Raw genomic sequence first — 25,752 nt, 5'->3', positions numbered from 1 at the left:
GACGTTCAGTTCAGTCACGGCCTAGGAAGCGCGAGGCGGTGTGTCCTGATCAGCAGGACGCTCCGCGGATGGCTTTGCCGGAGCCGAAGTGCCCGTTGCCGTCGCGTCGGCGGCGTCGGGGGTCGTCGCGTCTGCGTCGTCCTCCTTCATCGCCTTCATTTCGCCCTTGAAGACACGAGCGGACTGGCCGAGGCTCTTCGCCAGCGCCGGCAGCTTCGCCGCGCCGAAGAGAAGAAGGATGATGATCAGAATGATCCACAGGTGTGGTCCTGCGAAGAGATTGCCCATGGATGTCTCCTCTGGATGGGTCAAGGTTGGTTCAGTCTATCGTCACGAATCGGTGCTGGGGACGACGTACAACGCGAGTCCGGCGGATGCCCATTCCTGCGTCGCTGCGCGTGCCGGGGGTGGGTCGAGCACCTCGACGGCACCACCGAATCGTGCCGCGATCCGCTTGATGCCCCGCGGATCGGCCATGTGGAATCGCAGCGTCACCAGGCCTGCGGAGCGTGCGATTTCATCGTGCGAGAGGGCGCCGAGCAGGGGGACGAGCCGCTCCGGCAGACGCACAGTGACGGGCCCCGCCTGCGTTCCCGCGCCGAAATCGGGCGGTGCGGCGGCGTCGGTGTGCGTGATGGCGATGTCGGTGAGTTCGGGATCACTCACACGATCGAGGTGGAACGTGCGCATCGCCTGGCGCAGATGGCACCAGCCCTGCAGATACCACTGCCCGTTCGTCAGCAGGATCTGCATCGGGTCGACGGTACGCACCGTCGGTTCGGCATCCGGTGCGTGATAGCGGAACGACACGGCGACGCCTTCGTGGAGCGCACGCGAGACGACGTGCTGCACGGCGCTGACCTCGACCGGGGCGACCACCAGGTCAGGCGGCGCGTCCGCGGATCCTCGGGACAGCTTGGCCATCAGTCCCGAGACCAGGCCCGAGTCTGCGACCGCGGGAACGGCCGCGACCATCTGCAGGCCGGCGAGCAGGGCCGCGGCCTCACGCGCGGTGAAGCGCGGAACACGCCGCAGCGCGACGTCGTTGGTGATCTCGATCACGCCGTGCTCATCGAGCAGGTCCCAGTCGATGTCGAACATCTCCTGCGGCGGTTGCCAGAATCCGGAATCACCGGGCAAGCCGATCACCGTCAGCTTCTCGACCATCTGTCGCATCTGCACGGGCGTCACGCCGAAGTCGGCGGCGGCCTCGTCGAGGGTGACCTGGCCGCGTTCGAGGAGATATGGCACGAGCGTCAGGTACAGTCGCACGCGATCCGCCGCGAGCAACGGTGCACGGGTTGTCATCGTCAGTCACCTCCGTCGGAGTGCACGCGACTGATCGCCCGGAGGCGGTCGATCACGGCGTCGCGCAGGTCGGCAGGTTCGACGACGCGCACCTCTGGCCCGTAGGCGGCGAGCTCGTCGGCGAAGACGTGTCGGTCGACGTAGGGCACGCGGATGCCCTGTGCAGCGACCGTGGAACGGCGCCCGAGTCGCAGTGCCGCCTCGGTGCCCGGGGTCACCTCGAGCAGGGCGCTCTGTGCCGCGGCGACCGCTGCGAGTCCCGACAGCGCGCGCTCGCCCGCCCCGATGCGCAGGGACGCGTCGAACGTCTGGCCGGTCACCTTCACATCACTGACGATTCTGCTCAGCAGGAACGTCCGATCGGCGGCGGCATCCAGATCGATGCCGAACACATGCCAGCGCGCCTCGTACTCGACCAGTGCCAACGGTCGGATTCGCCGCGTGCTGGCCGCGGCGTCGCCGGGCTTGAGGTACTCGAAGACGACGACTCGACTGCGCTCGATGCCCTCCTGCAGCTTGGGGAACGCAGCATCGCGCGCCGCGATGCGCGGGGCGAAGCCGATGATCGGTTCGTCGCCGTCGATACCCAGCGCGCGGATCTTTCGCACACCCGCTTGAGCGTCGACCGAGACGGACTCTGCACTCCAGACGCTGCCCGCCAGACGAAGCACGGCGAGTTCCGCATCCGTGAACTCGATGTCGGCAGGCAGATCGTAATCGGCCTGCGGAATGCGGTAGCGGGCTTCGCGCAGATCATGCGGGTCGGTCGGGTCGCCGATGGTCTCGATCGGGATACCCAGGGCGCGCAGCTCGTCCTTGTCGCGCTCGAACATCTTCTCGAGCGCGTCGGGCTTGGCGCCGGCTTCTGCGCGCTGACGGTAGCCGGAGACGCTGTCGAGGATCTGTTGCTTGGTCAGGCCGATCCCCGTGGCCATCAGCGCCACGACGAGATTCGTCAGACGCTCCTCCGCGGGGATCGTGACGGTCATCCCTGTGCCAGCTCCTCGGGGATCACACCCAGGATGTCGACGACGTAGGTCACCGCGTCGCCGGTCTCGTCCGGCACGATCACCATCACCTGTGAGCCGATGGTCGCCTCGGAGATCGCCTGGGCGACCTCTTCGGGCAGGGACTGCGCGTTCAACATCACGGGGCCGTCCCACGAGCTGCCGACGACCGAGCGGTTCGCCCAGTCCACGGCCGTGTAGTGGAACATCGGTGTGCCGTCCGCGACGGCTTCGCCCCGCCCGTCGATCAGGGTCTCGACGACGACCGTCTCGGGCGCGGCGCTGCCGGGCACGATGATGCCGGGGCGACCGTCGGGTGCACGCACCACCGAGGGGATCCCGCGGGTGGTGTTGAACACGTCATCACCCTCGGCCTTCGGGAGCAGCGTGTACTGGATGTCGTAGACGGCGACGAGGCTGGCGTCGGCGCCGAGGCCGATCTGCGGTGCCAGGCCTTCGGGCAGATCGGCGGCCGGAATCGCGACGGCGACGCGGCCTCCCTCGGTTGCGCACTCCAGCGCCTGTTCGACGCCGGGGAACTCTGCCGCGGCAGAGTCCGGGCTCCAGACGCTCAGCGCGGAGTGGATCGGTTCGCCGGTGTCGCCGTTGACCAGCATCCGAGTCATGATGGCGTTCTGGTTCGACGCGGCGATTGCGGGGCCGTCACCGACGATGAGGTCGGTGTACTTCACTTCCGACGCGCGAACCGGCATGTCGATCGCGACCTGCGGCGTACCGAAGGCGCCAACGACCTCGACGGACGCCGCCAGGCCGGTCGACGAGACACGGTCGCAGTCCGCGGCATCGTTGCCCGGCACCGCAGAGCAGCCGGTCAGAGCAAGGGCGGACAGGGCCAGGGCCGAGAGAGCAGCGGTCGTTTTACGCACGCGCCCCAGTCTATTCCGAAGCGGGCGGTACCTCGCGCGACGAGGCGGCGATCCTGGCGCCGGCGGCTGCCTTCTGCGCCTCGCGTACGCGCTTGCGCAGGTTCTTGTCGGTGATCTCCCGGTCGCCGACAGCCCCCGGCGTCCACAGCTCGACGTCCTCATCCCCATAGCTGGACTTCGAGGCACGGCGACGCACTTCGGGCGGGACCGCACCCGGTGCGAGGCGGCGGGCCGTGAGCAGGAAGCCGGTGTGCGCGACCATCCGGTGGTCCGGGCGGACCGCGAGACCCTCGACATGCCAGCCGCGCACCATCGTCTCGGACGCATCGGGTTCTGTGAACAGTCCGGTTCCGCGGATGTACTCGGCCACTCGCGAGAGCTGCGTGGCGGTCGCGATGTAGCAGATCACGACGCCGCCCGGCGTGAGGGCATCCGCCACGGCATCCATGCAGTCCCAGGGCGCGAGCATGTCGAGCACGACACGATCGACGGTGCCGGGTTCGAAGCGGGTGGGGAGCTCCTCTGCGAGGTCGCCGACGACGACGTCCCACGTGTCGGGCGTCTCACCGAAGAAGGTCTCGACGTTCGCCTTCGCTACCTCGGCGAAGTCCTCGCGGCGCTCGAACGAGGTCAGCGCACCGTCGTGCCCGATCGCGCGCAGAAGCGCGAGCGAAAGCGCTCCGGACCCCACGCCCGCCTCGACGACGACGGCACCGGGGAAGATGTCAGCCTGCATGACGATCTGCGCCGAGTCCTTCGGGTACACGATGGCGGCACCGCGCGGCATCGACAGGGCGAAGTCGCGCAGCAGCGGCCGCAGCGCCAGGTAGTCGTGGCCGGAACTGTTGGTGACGACGGAACCGTCGGGCTGCCCGATCAGGTCGCGGTGGAACAGCACACCGTGATGCGTGTGCAGCTCGCCATCGGCGCGCAGGGTGATCGTGTGCATCCGCCCCTTCGGGCCGGTGAGCTGAACGCGATCCCCCTCGCGGAAGGGGCCGCTGGGGCGTGCGGCGGTCATCGTGCCACCCCCGCTCCAACGCGCGTGCGCAGATCCGAGATGTCGGCGGCGGTGCGTCCGTCCAGTGTCGGCCAGAGCTCGTGCGCGCCGAGGTCGTCGAGAGCGACGATGTGCGGAACCCCGAGCGTCGTCGCGCCGGATGCCAGTCCCGCGGCCAGCCCGGTCGGTGAGTCCTCGATGACGACGGCGTCGGCGATGTCGACGCCCAGCTGAGTCGCGGCGGTGAGGTAGGGATCCGGGTGCGGCTTGGGGCGCTCCACGTCGTCACCGGCGACGACGACGTCGAAGGCCGGGAAATCGATCAGGCTCACCACGTCGAGTGCCATGCGGCGCAGTGACATCGTCACCAGGGCGGTCGGGATGCCCGCAGCGCGCAGGTCGGCGAGCAGCTCGCGCGCGCCGGGGCGGAACGGGACACCCTCAACACGCAGGCGCTCCGAGACGCGGTCGGTGAGCAGCTGGACAATCGCTTCCGGCTCCATGTCGACGCCGGCCGCGCGCAGGATCTTCGCGCTGTCGATCAGGGCGTTGCCGACCAACTGCAGCCCATCTTCAGGGGTCCACGTGCCGCCGTACGACTCGACGAGTTCGGTCTCGACGGCGATCCAGTAGGGCTCGGTGTCGACGAGGGTTCCGTCCATGTCCCACAGGACTGCGCTGGGCTTATCACTCACCGAACCATGCTAGCCGTGTCAGAGCCCGCTCCGCGCGGGCCCCCACTAACCTGGAGGGATACCCAAAGCCGACGGAGAGGAGCTCGGTGGACGCCCTCGGCTCTCGTATCATCATCGCCGCGTTCGACGGCTGGAATGACGCCGGCGAGGCAGCCAGTGGTGCCATTTCGGCGCTGCGCGAGTCCACGGACTACCAGCGCGTGCACTCCGTGGACGCTGAACTGTACTTCGACTACCAGTACACCCGACCCGCGACGCGGATGGACGCGACCGGGCAACGCGAGCTCGTGTGGCCCGAGGCGTCGCTCTGGCGGCCCACGAGCGCGACGGAGGGGCCGGAACTGTGGCTGCTGACCGGTTCGGAGCCGGCGCGCGCCTGGCAGGCGTTTGCGAACGAGTTCATCGACGTCGCCCTGCGTGACGACATCACCGGTTTCGTCACCCTGGGGGCGATGCTGTCGGACGTGCCGCACACCCGGCCGATCTCGGTGTTCGCCACCAGCCAGGAAGAACGGGTGCGCGAGGCGCATGGGCTGGAGAAGTCCACCTATGAGGGGCCGGTGGGCATCCTCAGCGTTCTCGATCATTTCGCCACCCGCGCCGAGATCCCCACGGCGAGCCTGTGGGCGAGCGTGCCGCACTATGTGGCATCCGCAGCGCCGTCTCCGAAGGCGACGCTCGCGTTGCTCGACCGCCTGGAGGAGCTCACCGGCGTCGGCCCCGTGCGCGAGCATCTGCGCACCGAGGCGGCCGCCTGGGAGGCCTCGATCGACGCAGCTGCCGCCGAGGACGACGATATGGCCGAGTACATCCGTCAGCTCGAGCGAACCCGCGACACCTGGGACTCCCCCGACGCCTCGGGGGATGCGATCGCCCAGGCGTTCGAGCGCTACCTGCGCCGTCGGGGCGATGGCCCCGACAAGCGCTGATCGTCACATCGCGGGGATCACGCCCGTCGACAGCATCACGATGATGGCGATGCCGAGCAGCACCCGGTAGATCACGAACGGCAGGAAGCTGCGCTTGGAGATCCAGTTCATGAAGAACGCGATCACGCCGAGGGCGACGACGAAGGCGATGCCGGTCGCGGCGAACGTCTCGCCCAGCGTGAAGTGCTGGTTCGGGTCACCCCAGTGCTTGAACAGCTGGTAGAAGCCGCTGCCGAACACGGCGGGGATCGCCAGCAGGAACGCGTAGCGCGCGGCGGCTGCGCGCTCGTAGCCGAGGAACAGACCCATGGTGATCGTCCCGCCCGAGCGTGAGACGCCGGGCACCAGTGCGAGCGCCTGGGCGAATCCATAGGCGACGCCGTCCGGGTAGGTCAGCTGGTTGAGCTTGCGCTTCTTCGCACCGACGTAGTCGGCGATGCCCAGCAGGATGCCGAACGCGATCAGCATGATCGCGACCAGCCACAGCGATCGCAGGACGGTCTCGATCTTGTCTTGGAAAAGCAAGCCGAGCGCGACGATCGGCAGGCTTCCGATGATGATCAACCAGCCCATCCGGGCGTCGGGGTCATTGCGCGGCACGCGCCCGGCGAGCGATCGGAACCACTGGCCGATGATCCGCACGATGTCGCGCCAGAAGAACACCACGACGGCGGCTTCGGTACCGATCTGGGTGATCGCGGTGAAGGCGGCGCCGGGGTCCTCACCCGAGGGCAGGAACGTACCCACAATGCGCAGGTGCGCGCTGGACGAGATGGGCAGGAACTCGGTGAGTCCCTGCACGATGCCGAGAATGAGCGCTTCGAGCAGGTTCATGCGGTGCTTTCAGATGGTGCGGGAGAAGCGGCGGATGCTGATCAGCAGACGCGCAGCAGATCGGCCAGCACGCGCTGGCCGAAGACAAGCGAGTCTACGGGCACGCGCTCATCGACACCGTGGAACATCCCGGTGAAGTCGAGGTCGGCGGGCAGCTGCAGTGGGGCGAAGCCGTAGCCGGTGATACCGATAGCCGCCAGCGCTTTGTTGTCGGTGCCGGCGCCGAGCAGGTACGGGATGACGGGCACACCGGGGTCATGTCGGCCCAGTGCGGCCACCATGTGCTCGACGAACTCGCCCGCGAAGGGCGTCTCCATGCCGATATCGCGCACGACCGTCTGGATCTCGATGTCTTCACCGACGATGCGCTGAAGTTCGGCGAGCACGTCGTCCTCAGTACCGGGGATCACCCGGACGTCGATCAGTGCCTCGGCGCTCTCGGGGATGACGTTGTGCTTATAGCCGGCGCTGAGCGCTGTCGGGTTCGCGGTCGTGCGGAAGGTCGACCGCAGGAAGGCCTCGGCCGGACCCGCGGCGGCAGCGAGGGCGTCGGGGTCGTTGACAGGGCGTCCGGTGAGCTCGCTGAGCCCTTCGAGAAGGGCCTGAGTCGTCGGAGTGAGCCGGATGGGCCACCGGGTGCGCCCGATCGCTGCAACGGCCTCTGAGAGGCGCGTGACGGCGTTGTCCTCGTGGAACCGACTGCCGTGCCCGGCGCGGCCCTTCGCGACGAGTCTGAGCCACATGAGGGCTTTCTCGCCCACCTGCAGCAGGTACGCGCGGTGGTCATCAACCGTGATCGAGTATCCGCCTACCTCGCTGATCGCCTCGGTGGCGCCAGCGAACCACTCGGGCTTGTCCTGAACGACCAGCGCCGACCCCTCGACGCCACCGTTCTCCTCGTCGGCGAAGAAGACCAGGATCACGTCGCGGTCGGGCTGCTCCCCCGCACGCAGCAGATCGGCGACGGCCGCCAGGATCATGGCATCCATATTCTTCATGTCGACCGCGCCGCGGCCCCACAGCATCCCGTCACGGATCTCGCCAGCGAACGGATCGACGGTCCAGTCCTCGGCGACGGCCGGGACGACGTCGAGGTGGCCGTGAACGACAAGCGCTGGCCGATCCGGGTTGCGACCGGGAACGCGGGCCATGACATTGGTGCGCCGCGGGATCGGTTCGTAGTACTCCGGCTCCAGGCCCAGGCTCTTCAGGAATGCGCCGACGTACTCGGCGGCCTCCCTCTCTCCGTTGGCCTTGCCGCCGCCGTAGTTGGACGTGTCGATGCGGATCAGGTCGCGCGCGATCCGGGCGACCTCGGGAACGGATGAGTCGGGCATGGCACCAGAGTATCGAAGACACTCAGCCACGCCCGGGCGTCATGCGGGTTCGTACCGACCTCGGGATCGTGCTAATGTCATTCTTCGGTCGGCAACGACAAAAACCAACACCTGCGCGGGTGGCGGAATAGGTAGACGCGCTAGCTTGAGGTGCTAGTGCCCGATAAGGGCGTGGGGGTTCAAGTCCCCCCTCGCGCACAGCAGGAAATGACCCCGAACCGGGAAACCGGTTCGGGGTCATTTTTGTCTGCACGAGCAACGTGGGCGTATGGGGTTTCGGCTCGTCCCCGGCACCGCAGCCGAGGGGGTGACCGACACCATCCTCGAACTCAGCGCCTAACCATCACCGCAAAGGACACGGCGCTACGCCACTGCCGGGGACTTGCCTGTCGCCGTCACTCTGTTCACGAAGGTGTGAGACCGGGCTGTTCTTCGCTGATGACCTGCGGAAGACGGCTCGTCCACCAGACAAGCACACCCACCGCAGTGAGAGCCGCGAGAAGTCCCGCTACGTGGACGACGAGCGAAACCAACCCTCGGCTAGGAAGGAGAAAGCCGTATGGAACCCACCCATCGGTCGCCCCGCGGAGGAGGACGACAGCTGCCCACGCGATTGGATACGGAAGCACCCACCACACTCGCGACCAGGGAAGAGTGCGTCGCCCCGGGCCCGCGATCCAGTCGAGAACGATGAAGGCCGGAAGCACCAGATGCAAGGTGACGCTGACCCAGGCGGGAGCAGAACCGGTTCCCGGAACGAGCGTGTTGTAGATCACGCCAACGATGACCATGCAAGTGGTCGATACTGCTCTCGCCACCACAATGCAGTCGTGTCGCGCCCAGCGCGTGACACCAAACGTGCCAGCAACTACAAGCAACGACGCCGTCAGCAGCGCCGTGAGGTTGGTGAAGTACCCAAAGTAGTTGAAAGGGTTTCGCTCGGCGGTGCCTGCCCCAAGCGAGTATGTGTACGCAAGCACGACAAGGACTGCGGCGCCGACAACCACTCGCGCAATCTGCCAGAACTTCACATGTGTCTGGAGCGTAGACATGCCTTTACGATATGCGGGCGCGGGCTGCCATCCTCGGACTTCGCCGCCGGCTTCCTTGGTCGAGAGGACGTGCCCATGAAAGCCGTTCTCTCACCGACCTCGTCGCCCGCGGCCTGGGCCCATCGAAGACCAAGTGGCCGACGGTGGGGTCATTCTTGTATGTGCAGGCGCACCGCGCTCACACCGCGCCGACGCCGAAGGCCAGTCCCAGCGCGTACGTGATGGCCGCAGCTCCGAATCCGATCACGAGCTGTCGTAGCGCGCGTGACAGGGGTGGCCCGCCCGAGAGGATGCCGACCATCGCGCCGGTCGACAGCAGGGCGATCCCGACCAGCGCCAGCGCGACAAGGATCGCCGTCATGCCGCTGAGGCCGAAGATCCACGGCAGCACCGGGATGATCGCCCCCGAGGAGAACAGCAGGAAGCTGGAGATCGCGGCCATCCAATCGCTGCCGACCACATCATCGGCGTCGTACCGGGCAGCAGGGCCGACGGGCGTCGGGAAGGTGCGCCGCACACCGACACGTGCCGCGGCGACGACCTTCTGGGCGCGTGCGAGGGCTTCGACCTCGTCGACCCCACGTGCGCGGTAGACCAACGCGAGCTCGTTGGCATCGATGTCCAGGTCGCCCGCATTGGCATCCGCATCGTCGTTCGCCTCGGTCGCCGCCAGCAGTTCACGCTGCGAGCGCACTGAGACGAACTCCCCTGCGCCCATCGACAGCGCTCCGGCGAGGAGCCCCGCGATTCCGCTGAACAGGACGAAGGACGAGCTGACGCCCGTCGCGCCGATTCCCAGCACGAGGGCGAGGTTCGACACCAGTCCGTCGTTTGCACCGAACACGGCGGCGCGGAATGAGCCCGACAGACGCCTCCTCCCCCGTGCCGCCAGACCCCGCACCACTTCGTGGTGCACCTTCTCATCGGCGCGCATGGCCGGAGTGGCGTACTGCTCGGCGTCATAGGGCGATCGCGCCTCAGCGCTCTGCGCGAGTGCGAGCACGAAGATCGACCCGAACCGGCCCGCCATCCAGCCCAGCATGCGAGAGCGCACTCCGGCGCGCGGAAGGCGGGTCGGCTCCTCGCCGCCGAGCAGGTCGAGCCAGTGCTGCTCGTGACGGCGCTCCGCCTCGGCGAGGGCGAGCAGAATCTCACGCTCCTCCCCCGTGCGCCGTGCCGCCAAGCGCGTGTAAACAGCGCCTTCCGCACGTTCTTCGACAAGGTACCGAGCCCACCGCTTGCGGTCAGCAGCGGTGGGTTGGACGGGGGTGGTCATGCATCCTCCGGTGTCGTGAGCGAACGCTCCACGCTACCGAGCAGAGGGCGCTGGAACCGCACCAGGACAAGGATTGACAGGTTTTCGGAGCGCCGAAGCGCGACGCGGTGACGGCCGGGCGGTCAGGAGCGCACGCGCTTGCGCAGCACGTCGATGCGCGACTGCAACTGGGTCACCGTGGCCTGCGCGACCGCCGGCCCGCCGCAGACCCGACGCAGCTCGGCGTGCACCTGTCCGTGTGCCTCTCCGCTCTGACGCGCGTACAGACCGACCAAGCTGTTGAGCAACTGACGCTGCTCGCGCAGCGTGCGGTGCAGCGGAGCTGGCAGGGTCGTCGTCGCCTCCGGCGGCGCCGCCGCCTCTCGCTCCTGGCGCAGGCGGCCCTGGCGCGCCTGGCGCTGCATCAGCAGCTCATGCACGTGCTCGGGTTCGAGAAGGCCCGGGATGCCGATGAACTCCTCCTCCTCGGGGGTTCCCGGCTCGGCGAGCTGACCGAACTCCTTGCCGTCGAAGACCACACGGTCGAAGTGCGCCAGCGACGAGATCGCCTGGTAGCTGAACTCTTGCGTGAGGGCATCCGAGGCATCGTCCTCACGGTTCGCGCTCTCCAGCAGTGAGTCCTCGAGACCGTCGTCGTCCTTCGTCTGACGGTCCAGCGCATGATCGCGCTGCTTCTCGAGCTCATTGGCCAGCGTCATCAGCACCGGAACGTTGGGCAGGAACACACTGGCGGCCTCGCCGCGACGCCGCGCGCGCACGAACCGACCGATCGCCTGAGCGAAGAACAGCGGCGTCGATGACGACGTCGCGTACACGCCCACCGCCAGACGCGGCACGTCCACACCCTCGGACACCATGCGCACCGCCACCATCCAGCGACGGGTGTTGCCGCTGAACTGCTCGATGCGCTCCGACGCCGAGGCGTCGTCCGAGAGCACCACGGTGGCCTGCTCGCCCGTGATGCGGTGCAGGATCTTCGCGTAGGCACGGGCGACCGTCTGGTCGGTCGCGAGCACCAGCCCACCGGCATCCGGCACATGATGGCGGATCTCACTCAGGCGGCGGTCGGCGGCCGACAGCACCGCCGGCATCCACTCACCCTCGGGGTCGAGCGCCGTGCGCCACGCCTGCGAGGTGACGTCCTTGGTGTTGTCCTGGCCCAGATGCGCTTCGAGCTCGTCACCGGCGCTGGTGCGCCAGCGCATCTTGCCGGCGTACATGTGGAACAGCACCGGACGCACGACGCCATCTTCGAGCGCGCGGCCGTACCCGTACGCGTAGTCGGTGGTCGAGATACGCGCACCGGACTCATCGGGGTGGTACTCGACGAACGGGATCGGGGCCGTGTCGCTGCGGAACGGCGTTCCCGACAGCAGCAGGCGGCGCTTGGCCGGGCCGTACGCGTCGCGGATCGCGTCGCCCCAGCTGAGCGCGTCGCCGCCGTGATGCACCTCATCGAGGACCACGAGGGTCTTCGCGTCCTCGGTGAGGTGGCGGTGCACCGACGAGCGTGCAGCGACCTGCGCGTAGGTGACGACCACGCCGTGATACTGACGCGACGGTGCCCAGTGGCTGTTCTTGAACTGCGGATCGAGGCGGATGCTGACGCGCGCCGCGGCATCCGCCCACTGCGTCTTGAGATGCTCGGTGGGCGCGACGACGATCACGCGGTTGACTTCGCCCATCCGCAGCAGTTCAACGGCCAGCGTTAGCGCGAACGTCGTCTTACCGGCGCCGGGCGTCGCGGCGACGAGGAAATCGCGCTGATCGGCGGCGAAGTAGCGGTCGAGGGCCTCGCGCTGCCATGCCCTGAGCTTGTCTGCGGTTCCCCACGGGGCGCGCTGAGGGAAGGACGGAGAGAGCATCCTCACTACGATAGGCCAGCTCACTGACAACGCGCGGTAGGCTCTCTAACCGCGCACAGGAGACCCCTGCGGCGCCGCTGTCAAGGAGAAGACGATGACCGATCGCGACTCATCGCGCACCCCGTACGTCGCCAACGAAGGCCCCCACCCGTGGCGCCGTTTCGTCGCTGTCGGCGACTCGTTCACCGAGGGCATCGGCGACCCGGATCCCGTCGCCGTCGGCACGCATCGCGGCTGGGCCGACCGCGTCGCCGAGGTGCTCTCCCAGGACGTGGATGACTTCGCCTACGCGAACCTGGCCGTGCGCGGAAAGCTCATCGCCCAGATCGCAGAGACCCAGATCGACGCGGCTGTCGCCCTGCGTCCCGACCTCATCTCGATCTGCGCCGGTGGCAACGACGTGATCCGGCCGGGCACCGATCCGGACGAGATCGCCTCCCAGCTCGATGACGCAGTGACCCGGCTGTCGACCACCGGTGCTGCCGTCGTGCTCTTCACGGGCATCGACACGGGCTTCACCCCGGTGTTCCGCCCGTTCCGCGGCAAGGTCGCGATCTACAACGAGAACGTGCGCGCCGTCGCCGAACGCCACGACTGCATCGTCGCCGACCAGTGGGCGCTGAAGACGATCCAGGACATGCGCTTCTTCGACGATGACCGCCTGCACTTGAACGCGCTCGGTCACCACGAGGTGGCACGCATGGTGCTGCGGGCACTCAACGTGCCCAATGACCTGCAGGCTATGCAACCCGAACCGCTGCCGATGCGCACCTGGCGCGAAGCGCGGGCCGAAGACATCGGGTGGGCACGCGAACACCTCGTGCCCTGGGTGCTGCGGCGTCTGCGCCACCAGTCCTCGGGTGACAACGTCACGGCGAAGCGCCCGGAGGCCGTGCCGTATGTCCACCTCGACGATTCGGAAACGGGCCAGAACTGACCGCGACCGCGATCAGCGGGTGATCGCCCACACGGCGACCGCCGCGGCCGAGGCGACGTTGAGCGAGTCGACACCGCCGGCCATCGGGATCGTGACGACGCGGTCGGCCACCGCGAGGGCATCCGCCGAGAGTCCCTCACCCTCGGTGCCCATGACCAGGGCGATCCGATCGGGACGCGAGGCGGCGTAGTCATCCAGCGGCACCGCATCATCACGCAACGCGAGAGCGGCGATCTCGAAACCGTGCGCGCGCAGCTGGTGTGCGGCATCGGCCCACTCCCCGATACGCGTCCAGGGCACCTGAAACACCGTGCCCATGCTCACCCGCACGCTCCGTCGGTAGAGCGGGTCGCCACACCGCGGCGTGACCAGCACAGCATCCGCTCCCAGTCCTGCCGCGGCGCGGAACGCCGCACCGATGTTGGTCGGGTCGGCGATGTCTTCGAGCACGAGCACCCGCCGTGCGTTCTCGAGCACCGTGGTCAGCGCAGGAAGTTCCGGACGCCGCATCGCTGCCATGACGCCCCTGTGCACGGCGAAGCCGGTCAGCTCGTGCGCCACGGCATCCGACACCACGTACACCGGCACATCGCGTCCGTCCAGAAGCGCTGCGACGTCATCCAACCAGCGCTGCTGCGTGAGCACGGATCTCGGTACGTGCCCCGCCGCCAGGGCGCGTTCGATGACCTTCGCGGACTCGGCGATGTACAGCCCGCCCGCCGGCTCCTGCACGCGCCGCAAAGCCGCATCGGTGAGGGAACGGTAGTCATCGAGCACGTGGTCGTGTGCATCGGTCACGGGCAGCAAGCGCATCCCTCCACTCTTCCACCTTCCCCATCCGCCCCATCACCTCGTCGCGGGTCCTAGACTGCCCCCGTGACGTCGATCGAACCGCAAGCCCTGGATCCCGACGCCATCGATCGTGCCGCCGCCCTGCTGCGCGGCCGCCGAACCGCCGTGCTCACCGGCGCGGGCATCTCGACCGACTCGGGCATTCCCGCCTATCGGGGTGCCGGGGCACCGCCGCGCGTGTCGCCCATGACCATCCAGACGTATCTGTCTGATGAAGCGGCCCGCCGGCGCTACTGGATGGGCGGTCACCTCGGCTACCGCCGGTTCACCTCGCCCGATCCCAACGGCGGGCACCGCGCACTCGCTGCTCTGGAGCACAACGGGGACGTCACCGGTGTGATCACACAGAACGTCGACGGTCTGCACCTGCGTGCGGGCAGCCGGCGGGTCGTCGAACTGCACGGCACGATGCATCGCGTGCGGTGCCTGGACTGCGGACAGGTCTTCGACCGGCGGGCCATCAGCGCGCAGATCGACGAGCTCAACCCGTGGATCGCGGTGCCGGAGAACGTCGTGCTCAACCCCGACGGGGACGTGACGCCCGAGAGCGCGGACGGCTTCGTGATTCCGCCGTGCACGGTCTGCGGCGGGATGCTGAAACCCGAGGTGGTCTATTTCGGAGAGTTCGTCCCCACCGGGCGCTTCCGACTCTCTGAGGCACTCGTGCACGGCTCGGATGCCCTCCTGGTGGCGGGCACCTCTCTGACGGTGAACTCGGGCATCCGCGTGATCGAGCGCGCGCGCCGGCGGGGAATGCCCCTGGTCATCGTCAACCACGAACCGACCCGAGCCGACCGGTGGGCCGATGCCGTGGTCAGCGGCGGTACCACGCCTGTGCTGACCGGCATCGCCCGCGCGCTCGGCGCTCTCTGAGCCGGCTCGCGTAGGCTCATGCCGTGACCCTGCTGACTGTCGTGCGCCATGGCCAGACCAACTGGAACCTCGATCGACGCATCCAGGGGTCGACCGACATCCCCCTCAACGACACCGGACGCGCGGATGCCCGCCGCGCAGCGGCGGTGCTCGCGGGATCCGGTTACGACGCCGTCTACGCCAGCCCGTTGATGCGGGCACGCGAGACCGCGCAGATCATCGCCGACGAACTCGCTCTGCCTGAGCCCGTGCTCACCCGCGGGATGCGCGAACGCGAGTTCGGCGAGGGCGAGGGGCTGCTCGTCGACGAGTACCTGCAGCGCTGGGGCGACTGGACGGCGACCGTACCCGGTGCCGAAACACTCGACCAGGTGCGCGATCGGGCGCTCAACTCGCTCGAACGGATCGCCCGCGCTGCCCGACGCCGCTCGGCGCCGCGCGCCGAATCCATCGTCGTCGTCAGCCACGGCGGCGTGCTGCGGGCGCTGCTGCTGCACGCATCGGGCGGAACGCTGCCCCGCGAGGGCGACGTGCTGCGCAACGGCTCGGTGCATCGCTTCGTCGCCGAGCGCGGCAGCCTTCGTCTGCTGGAATCAGTCGCGGCATGATGCCGCGCCGCACCTGACGCCAGGCCGCAGTCGACGTCATCCGTCGATACGCATGCCCCGTTCGACCACGGCACGCGCGTGCCGCAAGACCGGCTCATCGATCATGCGGCCCTCGAACCGGAACACGCCACGCTCCCCCTCTGCGGCGACCAGCACGGCACGGGCCCAGTCGACCGTGGCGGCGTCCGGCCGGTAGGCCTCACGGATCACAGCCACCTGCTTCGGATGAATGCAGGCCGTCGCGCCGAAGCCCGAGGCGACGGCATCCGCCGCTTCTTCGGCGAGTCCCTGCACGTCGTCGATGTCGAGGTGCACCGCGTCGATCGCGGTGCGGCCGTGCGCGCCGGCGGCCAGCAGCACCTGCGCTCGCGCCTGGCGGGCCACGTCGCGGTAACGCCCGTCGGCGAACCGGCTGGACAGGCCACCCAACGAGGCGACGAGGTCCTCGGCCCCCCACATCAGCGCGACCGTGCGTTCGTGCGCCGCGATCTCGCCCGCGCGGTGCACGCCCAACGCCGTCTCACACAGTGCGATGATCTGCTGGTCCGCGCGGAAGGCATCCAGCATCCCGGGGTCCTCGCTCTTGGCGACCATCACGCGACGGAACGACGTACGCGCGAGCACGTCGAGATCCTTCGCGAAGTCCGCCGTGTCGGGAGCATTGACCCGCACGATCACGCGCTCCGGATCAAGAGCGGCGGCGGCGATGTTCTCGCGCGCCTGCGCCTTGGCAGCGGGGAGCACCGCATCTTCGAGGTCGAGGATGACGGCATCCGCCTTCTGCAGCGCACCCGTGAAACGCTCCGGGCGGTCGGCCGGGCAGAAAAGCAGGGCAGGGCCCATATCGAGTGACATCTACTCCCCCTCGGGTCGGCAGTGCACCAGCACCGTGCGGCTCGCCGTCGCGACCACCGTGCCGTCCTGGTTGCGTCCGGTGTGCGACACGGTGCAGATGCCCTGCCCGGGGCGCGACGACGAGAGCCGCTTGTCGACGATCACGCTCTCGGTGTACAGCGTGTCGCCGTGGAACAGCGGATGCGGAAACGCGATGTCGCCCAAGCCGAGCTGTGCGACCAGCGTGCCCTGGGTGAGCTGTCCGACCGACGCGCCGACCATCGTCGACAGCGTCCACATCGAGTTCATCAGTCGCTGCCCGAACGGCTGTTGCGCCTGCGCGAACGCCGCATCGAGATGCAGCGCCTGGCTGTTCATCGTGAGCGTCGTGAACAGCACGTTGTCGGCCTCGGTGGCTGTGCGACCCGGCCGGTGCAGATAGCGCGCACCCACCTCGAACTCCTCGAAGTACAGGCCGCGCTGGACGATATCGGTCATGACGTCACGCTACCCGGCCAGGCCCAGCGCTCGCGCGATGACGAGAAGCTGCACCTCGGTGGTGCCCTCGCCGATCTCGAGGATCTTCGAGTCGCGGTAGTGACGTGCCACGGGGTATTCGTTCATGAACCCGTTGCCACCGAAGATCTGCGTGGCGTCGCGGGCATTGTCCATCGCCGCGTCGCCCGCGACCAGCTTGGCGATGGCCGCCGCCTCGGCGAACGGCTTGCCGGCATCACGCAGTCGCGCCGCATGGTGCCAGGCCAGACGGGCGGTGTGCACCCGAGCCCGCATGCGCGCCAGCGTGAACTGCGCGTTCTGCCGGGTACTGAGTGCCGCGCCGAACACCGTGCGCTGCCGCGCGTAGTCGACCGCGGCCTCGAGGCATCCCTCGGCTGCTCCCGTCGCCAGCGCGGCGATCGCGATGCGCCCCTCGTCGAGAATGCTGAGGAAGTTGCGGAAACCCGCTCCGCGCTCGCCGAGCAGATTCTCCTCCGGCACGCGCACACCCTGCAGGGTGAGGGGGTGGGTGTCGGATGCGTTCCAACCGACCTTGTCGTAGGCCGGTTCGACGGTGAACCCCGGGGTGCCATTGGGAACGATGATCGTCGAGATCTCCTTGCGCCCCTCGCGCTCGCCGGTGACCGCGGTCACCGTGACGAACCGCGTGATCGCGGTGCCGGAGTTGGTGATGAACTGCTTCGTGCCGTCGATCACCCACTCATTGCCGTCAAGACGCGCCGTGGTGCGGGTGGCGCCGGCGTCGCTGCCGGCCTCGGGTTCGGTCAGACCGAATCCGGCGAGGGCCTGACCTTCGAGCAGCGACGGCAGGTACTCGCGCTTCTGCTGTTCGGTACCGAAGCGGTAGATCGGCATGGCACCCAGGCTCACGCCCGCCTCGAGCGTGATGGCGATCGACTGATCGACACGGGCGAGTCCCTCGATCGCGATGCCCAACGCGAGGTAGTCCCCTCCCTGCCCGCCGTACTCCTCGCTGAACGGCAGACCGAACAGGCCCATCTCGCCCATCTGCCGCACCACGTCGAGATTCAGCGTGTGCGTGCGGTCGGCCTCGTACGCCTGCGGTGCGACCACCTGCTCGGCGAAGTCGGCCACCATCGCGGCCAGCTCGCGCTGGTCCTCGTCGAGATCGGCGTAGCGCATCTCATCGGTCATGCTGTCTCCTCCTCACTGACACGGACGACCGGTTGGTCGCGCCGCACCTGGTCGCCCAACGCGACCATCAGATGCACGATGCCGTCGTGCGGCGCGAGCACCGGGTGCTCCATCTTCATCGCCTCGATCGACACGAGCGGATCGCCCGTGCGCACGCGGTCACCGTCCGCGACATGAACAGCGACGATGCTGCCGGGCATGGGCGCACGCCCCTCGGGCTCGCTCGGCCCAGCATCGGGCATCCGATCCGCCAGCCGGCGACGCATCCGCTCGCGTCGCGAGAGCGGACGCAGGCGCATCGTGACCCCGTGGTCCGACACCCAGAGCGCGCCGTCGTCGTCGCGGGCGACGGCGGCACCCGGCGCGCCGGCCGCGGGCGCGACGACGATCTCGTCGTCATCCGTCAGGAACGCTGCGGGGTCCGTCGGCCGGGGTGACCCCAGCCGCCACCCCGAGAGTTCGTGCCAGAGTGGCCCGACCGCGCCGGTCTCTGCGCTCGACGTCGGCGCGATCGACGCGACCGAGGCCAGCATCCGCTCTGTCGGCTCACCGGGCGACACCGGAAGCATGGTGTCGATCAGCCCGGTGTCCAGATCGCCCGATGCGACCCGGTCGTGGGCGCAGAGGGCGCGCAGGAAGGCGATGTTCGTCTCGACGCCCAGCACCACCGTCCGGGAGAGGGCGGCGTCCAAGCGGCGCAGCGCCGTCGCACGATCAGGACCCGAGGCGATCACCTTCGCGATCATCGGATCGTAGAACCCGGTCACCTCGGAACCGGTCTCGACGGCGGCGTCGACACGGACCCCCGCCGGTACGTCGAAACGCAGCGCCCGACCCGTCGACGGCAGAAATCCGCGCTCAGGGGACTCTGCGTACACCCGCGCCTCGACGGCATGCCCGCGCAGCTCGGGTGCCTGCGACAGGGCTCCCCCGGCGGCCACCCACAGCTGCAGGGCCACGAGATCGAGGCCGGTCACCTCTTCGGTCACGGGGTGCTCGACCTGGAGCCGCGTGTTCATCTCGATGAAGAAGATCTGATCGACGGCATCCGCCTCGACGAGGAACTCCACCGTTCCGGCGCCGACATACGCCACGCTCTGCGCGGCGGCGACGGCCGCATCCCACAGCCGCTGCCGGACGGGCTCCGGCAGGTGGGCCGCGGGCGCTTCCTCGATCACCTTCTGGTGCCGACGCTGCAGCGTGCACTCGCGCTCGCCGAGCGCGATGACATTGCCGTGGGCGTCACCGAACACCTGAACTTCGATGTGCCGCGGGCGCCGCACCAGGCGCTCGAGCACCAGCGCATCGTCGCCGAACGCGGCCGTCGCGATGCGCCGCGCCGAAGTGAGGGCGGATGCCAGTTCAGCGGATGACGCGACGACCTCCATCCCCTTTCCGCCGCCGCCCGCGCTGGGCTTGACCAGCAGCGGGTAGCCGACCTCATCGGCACGGGCGCGAATCTGCGCGTCCTCGAGACCCGTCGCGTCGAATCCGGGCACCACGGGCACACCGTGCTGCGTGACGTGCGCGCGGGCACGGGCCTTGTCACCCATGATCTGCAGGGCGCGCGTCTCGGGGCCGATGAAGATCACGTCGGCGTCGGCGCAGGCCTCGGCAAGGGCGACGCTCTCGGACAGGAAGCCGTAGCCGGGGTGGATCGCGCGCGCCCCGGTGGTGCGCGCAGCCGCCATGATCGCCGTCACATCGAGATATGACTCCGCCGCGGGAGCCGCGCCGATGTGCACCGCCTCATCCGCTTCGCGCACGTGCGGCGCCGTGGCATCGGCGTCGCTGTAAACGGCAATGCTGCGGATGCCGAGGTCGCGCAGCGTTCGGATGATCCGTCGGGCGATCTCACCGCGGTTGGCGACGAGGACGCTCTCGACGCGGTGCAGCAGTTCTGGTGTCCAGTCGTACATGTGCATCACATCCGGAAGAGGCCGAAGCGGGGTTCGGGCAGCGGGGTGCGCGAGACGACGTCGAGCGCGAGTCCGAGCAGGTCGCGGGTCTGGTCGGGGTCGACGATGCCGTCGTCCCACAGTCGGGCGGTGGCGTAGTAGGGCTCGCCCTGCGCTTCGTACTGCGCGCGGATGGGCTCCTCGAACGCGGTGCGTTCCTCGGCGCTCCAGGACGAACCGGTGGCGGTGAGCTGATCCTCCTTCACCGTCGCGAGGACGGATGCCGCCTGCGCACCGCCCATCACCGAGATGCGGCTGGCGGGCCAGCTCCACAGGAACCGCGGCGAGTACGCCCGACCGCACATCGAGTAGTTGCCGGCGCCGAACGAGCCGCCGATGATCACGGTCAGCTTCGGCACGCGGGTGGTCGCGACAGCCGTGACCATCTTGGCGCCGTCCTTGGCGATGCCGCCGGCCTCGGCGTCGGTGCCGACCATGAAGCCGGTGATGTTCTGCAGGAACAGCAGCGGGATGCCGCGCTGGTCGCACAGCTCGATGAAGTGCGCGCCCTTGACCGCGGACTCTCCGAACAGCACACCGTTATTCGCGACGATGCCGATCGGATGCCCGTGCAGCGCGGCGAATCCGGTGACCAAAGTCGTGCCGTACTCGCGCTTGAACTCGTGGAAGGTGTCGACGTCGATCAGTCGGTCGATCACCTCGTGCACGTCGTAGGCGGCGTTCACGTCGACCGGAACGACGTCGTACATGCTGCCGGACGCCTGCGGAGGCTTGGCCGTGGCGACCTTCCAGGCCGGCTCGTGCGGCGCGGGTAGGGTCGCGACGATGTCGCGCAGGATCTCGAGAGCGTGCTCGTCGTCCTCTGCCAGGTGGTCGACCACGCCGGAACGGCGCGCGTGCAGCTCGCCGCCGCCGAGCTCCTCGGCCGTGACGACCTCGCCGATGGCGGCCTTGACAAGAGGAGGACCGCCGAGAAAGATCGTGCCCTGCCCGCGCACGATCACGGTCTCGTCGCTCATCGCCGGAACATACGCGCCGCCGGCGGTGCAGGATCCCAGCACCGCGGCGAGCTGTGGGATGCCCTCGGCCGACATGCGGGCCTGGTTGAAGAAGATTCGACCGAAGTGGTCGCGGTCGGGAAAGACCTCATCTTGCTTGGGCAGAAAAGCGCCGCCCGAGTCAACCAGGTACAGGCAGGGCAGCCGGTTCTCCAGTGCGATCTCCTGGGCGCGGAGGTGCTTCTTCACGGTGAGTGGGTAGTAGGTGCCGCCCTTCACAGTCGGGTCGTTGCAGACGACCATGACGTGCCGCCCATGCACCAGGCCGATCCCGGCGACGACGCCGGCGGCGGGCGCTTGGTCGTCATATAGACCATGCGCGGCGAGCGGGGCGACTTCGACGAACGGGCTACCCGGGTCGAGCAGGCGCGCGATGCGCTCGCGCGGCAGCATCTTGCCCCTTGCGACGTGACGCTCGCGAGAGCGCTCGGGGCCGCCCAGCGCGGTCTCGGCAAGGCGCTGCCGCAGTTCTTCGGCGAGCGTCGATTGGGTGACGACCATCGCGTGTCCTCCTCGACTCACGGCGGATGTGGCAGCGAAGTGCTGACAACTCGTACGAGATTGGTTAGTGTTCACTAACCCGATAAATCAGGTTAGCGAGGATTAACCGAAATGACAATGCCCTCCACGCCCCGCGATCGAGCGAAGGCCGAGCGCACCGACGCGATCCTGGTCGCCTCCGCTCGCCTGTTCGCCGAACGCGGCTACTCCGGCGCCAGCCTGGAGGACATCGGAGCGGCGGTCGGCATATCCGGCCCCGCCGTGTACCGGCACTTCGCCGGAAAGCAGGCGTTGTTGGCGGCGCTGCTGATCGGCGTCAGTGAACGTCTGGTATCCGGCGGCGAAGCGGTCTCCGCCGCGCATGACTCCGCGCCGGAACGGATGCGTGCGCTGGTCGAGTTCCACGTGGACTTCGCGCTCGGCAACGCCGATGTCATCCGTGTGCAGGACCGCGACATCGCCCACCTCACTGCCGACGCGCGCGCATCGGTGCGACGCCTGCAGCGGGCGTACATCGAACTGTGGATCGATGTGCTCGGCGACATCGTGCCCGCCTCGCGCGACGAAGCACGCCTGCGCGTGCAGGCGTGCTTCGGTCTGCTCAACTCGACGCCGCACAGCACGAGCGCGGCGCTGAGAACTCGACGCTCCACCGCCGAGTTGCTCACCGTTATGGCGCTGAGCGCGCTGCTCACCGCCGCCGGCTGAGTGCTCAGAAGAGCATCGCGCGTCCCGGCTGTTCGAGCAGATCCGAGACGTCCTTCAGGAACCGTGCCCCCTCTGCGCCGTCGACCAGGCGGTGATCGAACGACACGCTGAGCGTCATGATCTGCCGCAGCGCGATCTCGCCGTTGTGTTCCCAGGGCTGCTTGCGCACAGCGCCGACCGCCAGGATGCCGGATTGGCCCGGAGGCAGGATCGGCGTACCCGCGTCGATCCCGAAGACACCGATGTTGGTGATCGAGAACGTGCCGCCCGCGAGTTCGGCCGGGCTGGTCTTGCCCGCGCGCGCCGTCTGGGTGAGCTGGGTGAGGGCGTCTGCCATACCGGTCAACGACTTCTGTTCGGCGTCGCGGATGATCGGCACGATCAGTCCTCGGTCCGTTGCCGCGGCAATGCCGAGGTCGACGTAGTGGTTGTGCACGATCTCACCCGCGGCCTCGTCCCACGTGGCGTTCAGTGACGGGTTGCGCCCGAGCGCGAGACAGACCGCCTTCGCGACGAGCACCAGTGGGCCGATCCGGTGTTCGGCCAGCGAACGGTCGGCGCGCAGCTGATCGATCAGTTCCATCGTCGCGGTGACGTCGACGCTGTGGAACGTCGTCACGTGCGGCGCTGTGAAGGCGCTCTGCACCATCGCCTGCGCCGTGTGCTTGCGCACACCCTTGATGGGCACGCGGGTCTGTGCGCGTTCTCCGCGAGCGGGTGCGCCGACACCCGCGGGCACACTGGTCTCTGTCGCGACAGCCTTCGGCTCCGCCTCGGGCGCGCCGACGCGATCGGCGTAGGCATCAACGTCGGAACGCGTGATGACCCGATCGCCGGCCTCCGCAGCGACCAGTACCAGATCGACGCCGCGACGCTTGGCATATGCGCGCACGGGCGGCGTCGAACGGGGCCGCTCCCCCGTCGCAGGCTCCGCCGCGCTCGGCGGAACGGCATCGTGCGGTGCGGCCTCGATGACGGCCGCGTCCGCCACCGACTCGGATGCCGCGGATGCCGCACTTCTGCGCGCACGGCGTGCCGGGCGCGCGCCCGAGGACGGGGCCGCACCATAGCCGACGAGGTTCGGCTGGGCCTTCTCAGCGGTCTCCTCAGTCTCTGCGGCCTTCGGCGCGGACTCGCCTTCGGCCCCGGCGACGTCGAATGCGATCAGCGGGGCGCCGACGGCGACGGTCTCGCCGGCAGCCGCGTGCAACGAAGCGACCGTGCCCTCGTAAGGCGACGGCAGCTCCACGACGGCCTTGGCGGTCTCGACCTCGGCGAGGGTCTGGTTCAGCGCGACGGTGTCGCCCGGCTGCACCAGCCACTGCACCACTTCGGCTTCGGTGAGGCCCTCACCCAGGTCGGGAAGTCGGAATTCGGTGATCAACGCTCTGTCCCCTTCGCGTCGGTGGCTTCGCTGAGGCTGTTCGGTCGGTCCATCACACGATCGACGGCATCGAGGATGCGGTCGAGATCGGGCAGGTGGAACTTCTCGAGCTTCGCCGGCGGATACGGGATGTCGTGCCCGGTCACCCGCAGCGGGGCCGCCTCGAGGTATTCGAAGCAGCGCTCGGTGATGCTGGCGATCACCTCAGCGGCGACTCCCGCCTCGCGTGATGCCTCGTGCGCGACGACGACACGGCCGGTGCGACGAACAGCTGCCGCGACGGTGTCGTAGTCGATGGGTGACAGTGAACGCAGATCGATGACCTCGAGCGAGATCCCCTCGTCTTGCGCTGCTTCGGCGGCGTCGAGCGCCGTGCTCACCATGGCGCCGTACGTGATGACCGTCGCATCCGTTCCCGGCCTCACGATGCGCGCCAGTCCCATCGGCGGCGCATCCGCCAGCGACGCATCCAGATCGACCTCGCCCTTGTGGTGGTAGAGCCGCTTCGGCTCGAAGAAGATCACCGGGTCGTCGCTGGCGATGGCCTGCTGCAGGCAGCGGTAGGCGTCCTGCGGATCTGAGACGGCGATCACGCGCAGACCTGCGGTGTGCACGAAATACGCCTCGTTGGACTCCGAGTGGTGCTCGGCCGCACCGATGCCGCCCGCCCAGGGCACCCGGATCGTGATCGGCATCTTCACCCGCCCCTGCGTGCGGTAATGCAGCTTGGCCACCTGAGACACGATCTGGTCGAATGCCGGGTAGATGAACCCGTCGAACTGGATCTCGACGACCGGTCGATAGCCGCGGAATGCGAGACCGACGGCGGTTCCGACGATGCCGGACTCGGCGAGCGGAGTGTCGATCACGCGCTGCTTGCCGAACTCGTCGAGCAGGCCGTCCGTGATGCGGAACACACCTCCGAGAGTGCCGATGTCCTCGCCCATCAGCACAACCTTGTCGTCATCGCGCATCGCCTGGCGAAGACCAGCGTTGAGGGCCTTGCCCATCGTCATCTGCACCATGCTCACGCCTCCTCGTATGCGGCCAGGTAGGCGGCGTACTCGGCGCGCTGGCGCTCGATACCCGAGTGAGGCTCGGCGTACACACCATCGAACACGGCCAGGGCAGGACGGGTCACCATTCCGATCGTCGCGGCGCGCATGTCGCGCGCCACCGCGTCGGCTTCGGCCTGCACGGCATCGAGGTGCTCCTGGGGCAGCTCACCGGCGGCTCGCAGGTGCGCCTCCAGGCGGGCGATCGGGTCGCGCTCGCGCCACAGCGCCAGCTCGGCATCGTCCCGGTAACGCTTGGGGTCATCCGCCGTGGTGTGCGGCCCCATCCGATAGGTGACGGCTTCGAGGTAGGCCGGACCCTTGCCAGAACGCGCGTGCTCGAGGGCCCAGCGCATCGCGGCGAGACAGGCAAGCACGTCGTTGCCATCGACGCGCATGCTGGGAATGCCGAAGCCGGGGGCGCGCCCGGCGAGCGGGTACTGCGACTGCAGGCCGACCGGCTCGGAGATGGCCCAGTGGTTGTTCTGGCAGACGAAGACGACCGGCGCACGGTACGACGAGGCGAACACCATCGCCTCGTTCACGTCGCCCTGACTGGTCGCGCCGTCACCGAAATAGCTCACGGCGACCTCGTCGGCACCGTCGTGCATGATGCCCATTCCGTAGCCGACGGCATGCAGAGTCTGCGCACCGATGATGATCTGCAGCGGCGCGATGCGGAGGGCATCCGGGTCGTACGCGGATCCCTCTTCGCCTCGCCACATGCGGGCGTAGTCGCCCGGTGCCGCGCCGCGTGCATACATGACGCCGGTCTCGCGGTAGCTGGGGAAGACGTAGTCGCGCTTCTCGAGGGCGCGGGCGGTGCCGACCTGTGCGGCTTCCTGCCCGTTGCACGGCGCCCAGAGACCGAGCTGTCCTTGACGCTGAAGAGCGACGCCCTCGGAGTCGATGCGGCGCACGACGACCATGTCGCGGTGCAAGTCTCGCAGCGTCTGGAAGTCGACGTCCTGAACGTAGCGGTCGAGTTGCGGATTCGACAGGCGGGAACCGTTGGGCGCGATGATGCGCTCGGTCAAGTCGTTCTCTGTATCGACGATCGGTGTGGTGTGCGGTGACATCGGTGTCCTCCTGACGTGGGGCCCTTGTGGGGCGTTCACGGCGTTCCCGACAGCTCAGTCGGGGCTTCTTGAAGCGTACG

25 protein-coding genes and 1 tRNA gene are annotated in these 25,752 nt (G+C 68.4%); 6 read left to right on the top strand and 20 right to left on the bottom strand.

Going from position 1 to position 25,752, the window contains the following annotated elements; translation table 11 throughout:
* Positions 1-21: 21 nt before the first annotated feature.
* The 6 genes from ACLD0U_RS05770 to ACLD0U_RS05745 are packed head-to-tail and all read right to left on the bottom strand — an operon-like array spanning position 22 to position 4,897.
* Positions 22-288: a twin-arginine translocase TatA/TatE family subunit gene (locus tag ACLD0U_RS05770; protein WP_206549889.1), complete on the bottom strand. Its 267-nt coding sequence runs from the start codon at positions 286-288 to the stop codon at positions 22-24.
* A 42-nt stretch (positions 289-330) separates the two neighbouring features.
* Positions 331-1,308: a helix-turn-helix transcriptional regulator gene (locus ACLD0U_RS05765; protein WP_410340065.1), complete on the bottom strand. Its 978-nt coding sequence runs from the start codon at positions 1,306-1,308 to the stop codon at positions 331-333.
* Between the two features lie 2 nt (positions 1,309-1,310).
* Positions 1,311-2,297 carry a helix-turn-helix transcriptional regulator gene (locus ACLD0U_RS05760; protein ID WP_222446119.1) on the bottom strand — a complete coding sequence of 329 codons (987 nt, stop codon included), beginning with the start codon at positions 2,295-2,297 and terminating at the stop codon, positions 1,311-1,313.
* The gene (locus ACLD0U_RS05755; protein ID WP_410340064.1) at positions 2,294-3,202 is read right to left on the bottom strand and encodes a hypothetical protein; all 909 of its coding nucleotides are present in this window, start codon (positions 3,200-3,202) and stop codon (positions 2,294-2,296) included. Before ACLD0U_RS05755 ends, ACLD0U_RS05760 begins: the two co-directional genes overlap by 4 nt.
* Positions 3,203-3,212: 10 nt before the next feature.
* Positions 3,213-4,223, bottom strand: coding sequence for a tRNA (adenine-N1)-methyltransferase (locus tag ACLD0U_RS05750; protein WP_179410860.1), 1,011 nt, complete (start codon positions 4,221-4,223; stop codon positions 3,213-3,215).
* Positions 4,220-4,897: an HAD family phosphatase gene (locus tag ACLD0U_RS05745; RefSeq protein WP_347401191.1), complete on the bottom strand. Its 678-nt coding sequence runs from the start codon at positions 4,895-4,897 to the stop codon at positions 4,220-4,222. Before ACLD0U_RS05745 ends, ACLD0U_RS05750 begins: the two co-directional genes overlap by 4 nt.
* 86 nt (positions 4,898-4,983) lie before the next feature.
* On the opposite strand from ACLD0U_RS05745, the gene ACLD0U_RS05740 reads away from it, so the two are divergent.
* On the top strand, positions 4,984-5,826 hold the full coding sequence (locus ACLD0U_RS05740) for a PAC2 family protein (protein WP_206549894.1): 843 nt from the start codon (positions 4,984-4,986) through the stop codon (positions 5,824-5,826).
* A 3-nt stretch (positions 5,827-5,829) separates the two neighbouring features.
* Here the strand turns inward: ACLD0U_RS05740 and ACLD0U_RS05735 are convergent, their stop codons facing one another.
* Positions 5,830-6,660, bottom strand: a complete 831-nt coding sequence (locus tag ACLD0U_RS05735) for an undecaprenyl-diphosphate phosphatase (RefSeq protein WP_179410862.1) — start codon at positions 6,658-6,660, stop codon at positions 5,830-5,832.
* A gap of 41 nt (positions 6,661-6,701) precedes the next feature.
* A complete protein-coding gene (locus tag ACLD0U_RS05730) occupies positions 6,702-7,997 on the bottom strand; it encodes a M20/M25/M40 family metallo-hydrolase (protein ID WP_410340063.1) in 1,296 nt (431 codons plus the stop codon).
* A gap of 113 nt (positions 7,998-8,110) precedes the next feature.
* Here ACLD0U_RS05730 and ACLD0U_RS05725 point away from each other — a divergent pair.
* Positions 8,111-8,195: transfer RNA gene (locus ACLD0U_RS05725), tRNA-Leu, on the top strand.
* A gap of 206 nt (positions 8,196-8,401) precedes the next feature.
* On the opposite strand, the gene ACLD0U_RS05720 is transcribed toward ACLD0U_RS05725, so the two are convergent.
* The 3 genes from ACLD0U_RS05720 to ACLD0U_RS05710 form a co-directional block, all read right to left on the bottom strand.
* Positions 8,402-9,049: a Pr6Pr family membrane protein gene (locus ACLD0U_RS05720; protein ID WP_410340062.1), complete on the bottom strand. Its 648-nt coding sequence runs from the start codon at positions 9,047-9,049 to the stop codon at positions 8,402-8,404.
* A gap of 178 nt (positions 9,050-9,227) precedes the next feature.
* The gene (locus tag ACLD0U_RS05715; protein ID WP_179410865.1) at positions 9,228-10,325 is read right to left on the bottom strand and encodes a VIT1/CCC1 transporter family protein; all 1,098 of its coding nucleotides are present in this window, start codon (positions 10,323-10,325) and stop codon (positions 9,228-9,230) included.
* A gap of 122 nt (positions 10,326-10,447) precedes the next feature.
* Positions 10,448-12,190: a DEAD/DEAH box helicase gene (locus tag ACLD0U_RS05710; RefSeq protein ID WP_179410866.1), complete on the bottom strand. Its 1,743-nt coding sequence runs from the start codon at positions 12,188-12,190 to the stop codon at positions 10,448-10,450.
* Between the two features lie 94 nt (positions 12,191-12,284).
* Between ACLD0U_RS05710 and ACLD0U_RS05705 the strand changes: the two genes are divergently transcribed.
* The gene (locus tag ACLD0U_RS05705; RefSeq protein WP_179410867.1) at positions 12,285-13,127 is read left to right on the top strand and encodes an SGNH/GDSL hydrolase family protein; all 843 of its coding nucleotides are present in this window, start codon (positions 12,285-12,287) and stop codon (positions 13,125-13,127) included.
* 12 nt (positions 13,128-13,139) lie between these two features.
* Here ACLD0U_RS05705 and ACLD0U_RS05700 read toward each other — a convergent pair whose 3' ends face one another.
* Positions 13,140-13,940: a TrmH family RNA methyltransferase gene (locus ACLD0U_RS05700; protein WP_410340061.1), complete on the bottom strand. Its 801-nt coding sequence runs from the start codon at positions 13,938-13,940 to the stop codon at positions 13,140-13,142.
* A 63-nt stretch (positions 13,941-14,003) separates the two neighbouring features.
* Between ACLD0U_RS05700 and ACLD0U_RS05695 the strand changes: the two genes are divergently transcribed.
* Both ACLD0U_RS05695 and ACLD0U_RS05690 read left to right on the top strand, forming a co-directional pair.
* Complete coding sequence (locus tag ACLD0U_RS05695; protein ID WP_224817812.1) at positions 14,004-14,852, top strand: Sir2 family NAD-dependent protein deacetylase; 849 nt, start codon at positions 14,004-14,006, stop codon at positions 14,850-14,852.
* A gap of 23 nt (positions 14,853-14,875) precedes the next feature.
* On the top strand, positions 14,876-15,460 hold the full coding sequence (locus ACLD0U_RS05690; RefSeq protein WP_224817811.1) for a histidine phosphatase family protein: 585 nt from the start codon (positions 14,876-14,878) through the stop codon (positions 15,458-15,460).
* A gap of 36 nt (positions 15,461-15,496) precedes the next feature.
* On the opposite strand, the gene ACLD0U_RS05685 is transcribed toward ACLD0U_RS05690, so the two are convergent.
* From ACLD0U_RS05685 to ACLD0U_RS05665, 5 genes are read right to left on the bottom strand one after another with little or no spacing between them, the layout of a single operon-like run.
* Positions 15,497-16,315 carry an HpcH/HpaI aldolase/citrate lyase family protein gene (locus ACLD0U_RS05685; RefSeq protein WP_410340060.1) on the bottom strand — a complete coding sequence of 273 codons (819 nt, stop codon included), beginning with the start codon at positions 16,313-16,315 and terminating at the stop codon, positions 15,497-15,499.
* Positions 16,316-16,792 carry a MaoC family dehydratase gene (locus ACLD0U_RS05680; RefSeq protein WP_179410872.1) on the bottom strand — a complete coding sequence of 159 codons (477 nt, stop codon included), beginning with the start codon at positions 16,790-16,792 and terminating at the stop codon, positions 16,316-16,318.
* A gap of 9 nt (positions 16,793-16,801) precedes the next feature.
* Positions 16,802-17,968 (bottom strand): acyl-CoA dehydrogenase family protein, encoded by a 1,167-nt coding sequence (locus tag ACLD0U_RS05675; RefSeq protein ID WP_410340059.1) that lies wholly within the window; start codon positions 17,966-17,968, stop codon positions 16,802-16,804.
* Complete coding sequence (locus ACLD0U_RS05670) at positions 17,965-19,887, bottom strand: acetyl/propionyl/methylcrotonyl-CoA carboxylase subunit alpha (RefSeq protein WP_410340058.1); 1,923 nt, start codon at positions 19,885-19,887, stop codon at positions 17,965-17,967. The genes ACLD0U_RS05675 and ACLD0U_RS05670 overlap by 4 nt, the downstream gene beginning before the upstream one ends.
* Positions 19,888-19,892: 5 nt before the next feature.
* On the bottom strand, positions 19,893-21,446 hold the full coding sequence (locus ACLD0U_RS05665) for a carboxyl transferase domain-containing protein (RefSeq protein WP_410340057.1): 1,554 nt from the start codon (positions 21,444-21,446) through the stop codon (positions 19,893-19,895).
* A 111-nt stretch (positions 21,447-21,557) separates the two neighbouring features.
* Between ACLD0U_RS05665 and ACLD0U_RS05660 the strand changes: the two genes are divergently transcribed.
* Positions 21,558-22,154, top strand: coding sequence for a TetR/AcrR family transcriptional regulator (locus tag ACLD0U_RS05660; protein WP_410340056.1), 597 nt, complete (start codon positions 21,558-21,560; stop codon positions 22,152-22,154).
* A 4-nt stretch (positions 22,155-22,158) separates the two neighbouring features.
* Here the strand turns inward: ACLD0U_RS05660 and ACLD0U_RS05655 are convergent, their stop codons facing one another.
* The 3 genes from ACLD0U_RS05655 to pdhA are packed head-to-tail and all read right to left on the bottom strand — an operon-like array spanning position 22,159 to position 25,672.
* Positions 22,159-23,538, bottom strand: coding sequence for a dihydrolipoamide acetyltransferase family protein (locus ACLD0U_RS05655; RefSeq protein WP_410340055.1), 1,380 nt, complete (start codon positions 23,536-23,538; stop codon positions 22,159-22,161).
* Positions 23,535-24,563: an alpha-ketoacid dehydrogenase subunit beta gene (locus ACLD0U_RS05650; RefSeq protein ID WP_206551202.1), complete on the bottom strand. Its 1,029-nt coding sequence runs from the start codon at positions 24,561-24,563 to the stop codon at positions 23,535-23,537. The genes ACLD0U_RS05655 and ACLD0U_RS05650 overlap by 4 nt, the downstream gene beginning before the upstream one ends.
* A gap of 2 nt (positions 24,564-24,565) precedes the next feature.
* Positions 24,566-25,672: a pyruvate dehydrogenase (acetyl-transferring) E1 component subunit alpha gene (gene pdhA, locus ACLD0U_RS05645; protein WP_206549909.1), complete on the bottom strand. Its 1,107-nt coding sequence runs from the start codon at positions 25,670-25,672 to the stop codon at positions 24,566-24,568.
* Positions 25,673-25,752 lie beyond the last annotated feature (80 nt).

The organism is Microbacterium sp. 2216-1 (assembly GCF_046507855.1).
In the GTDB taxonomy this organism is placed as follows: domain Bacteria; phylum Actinomycetota; class Actinomycetes; order Actinomycetales; family Microbacteriaceae; genus Microbacterium; species Microbacterium esteraromaticum_C.
Note: the sequence above shows the minus strand (reverse complement) of the source record. Positions and strands in the feature narration are given on the sequence as shown.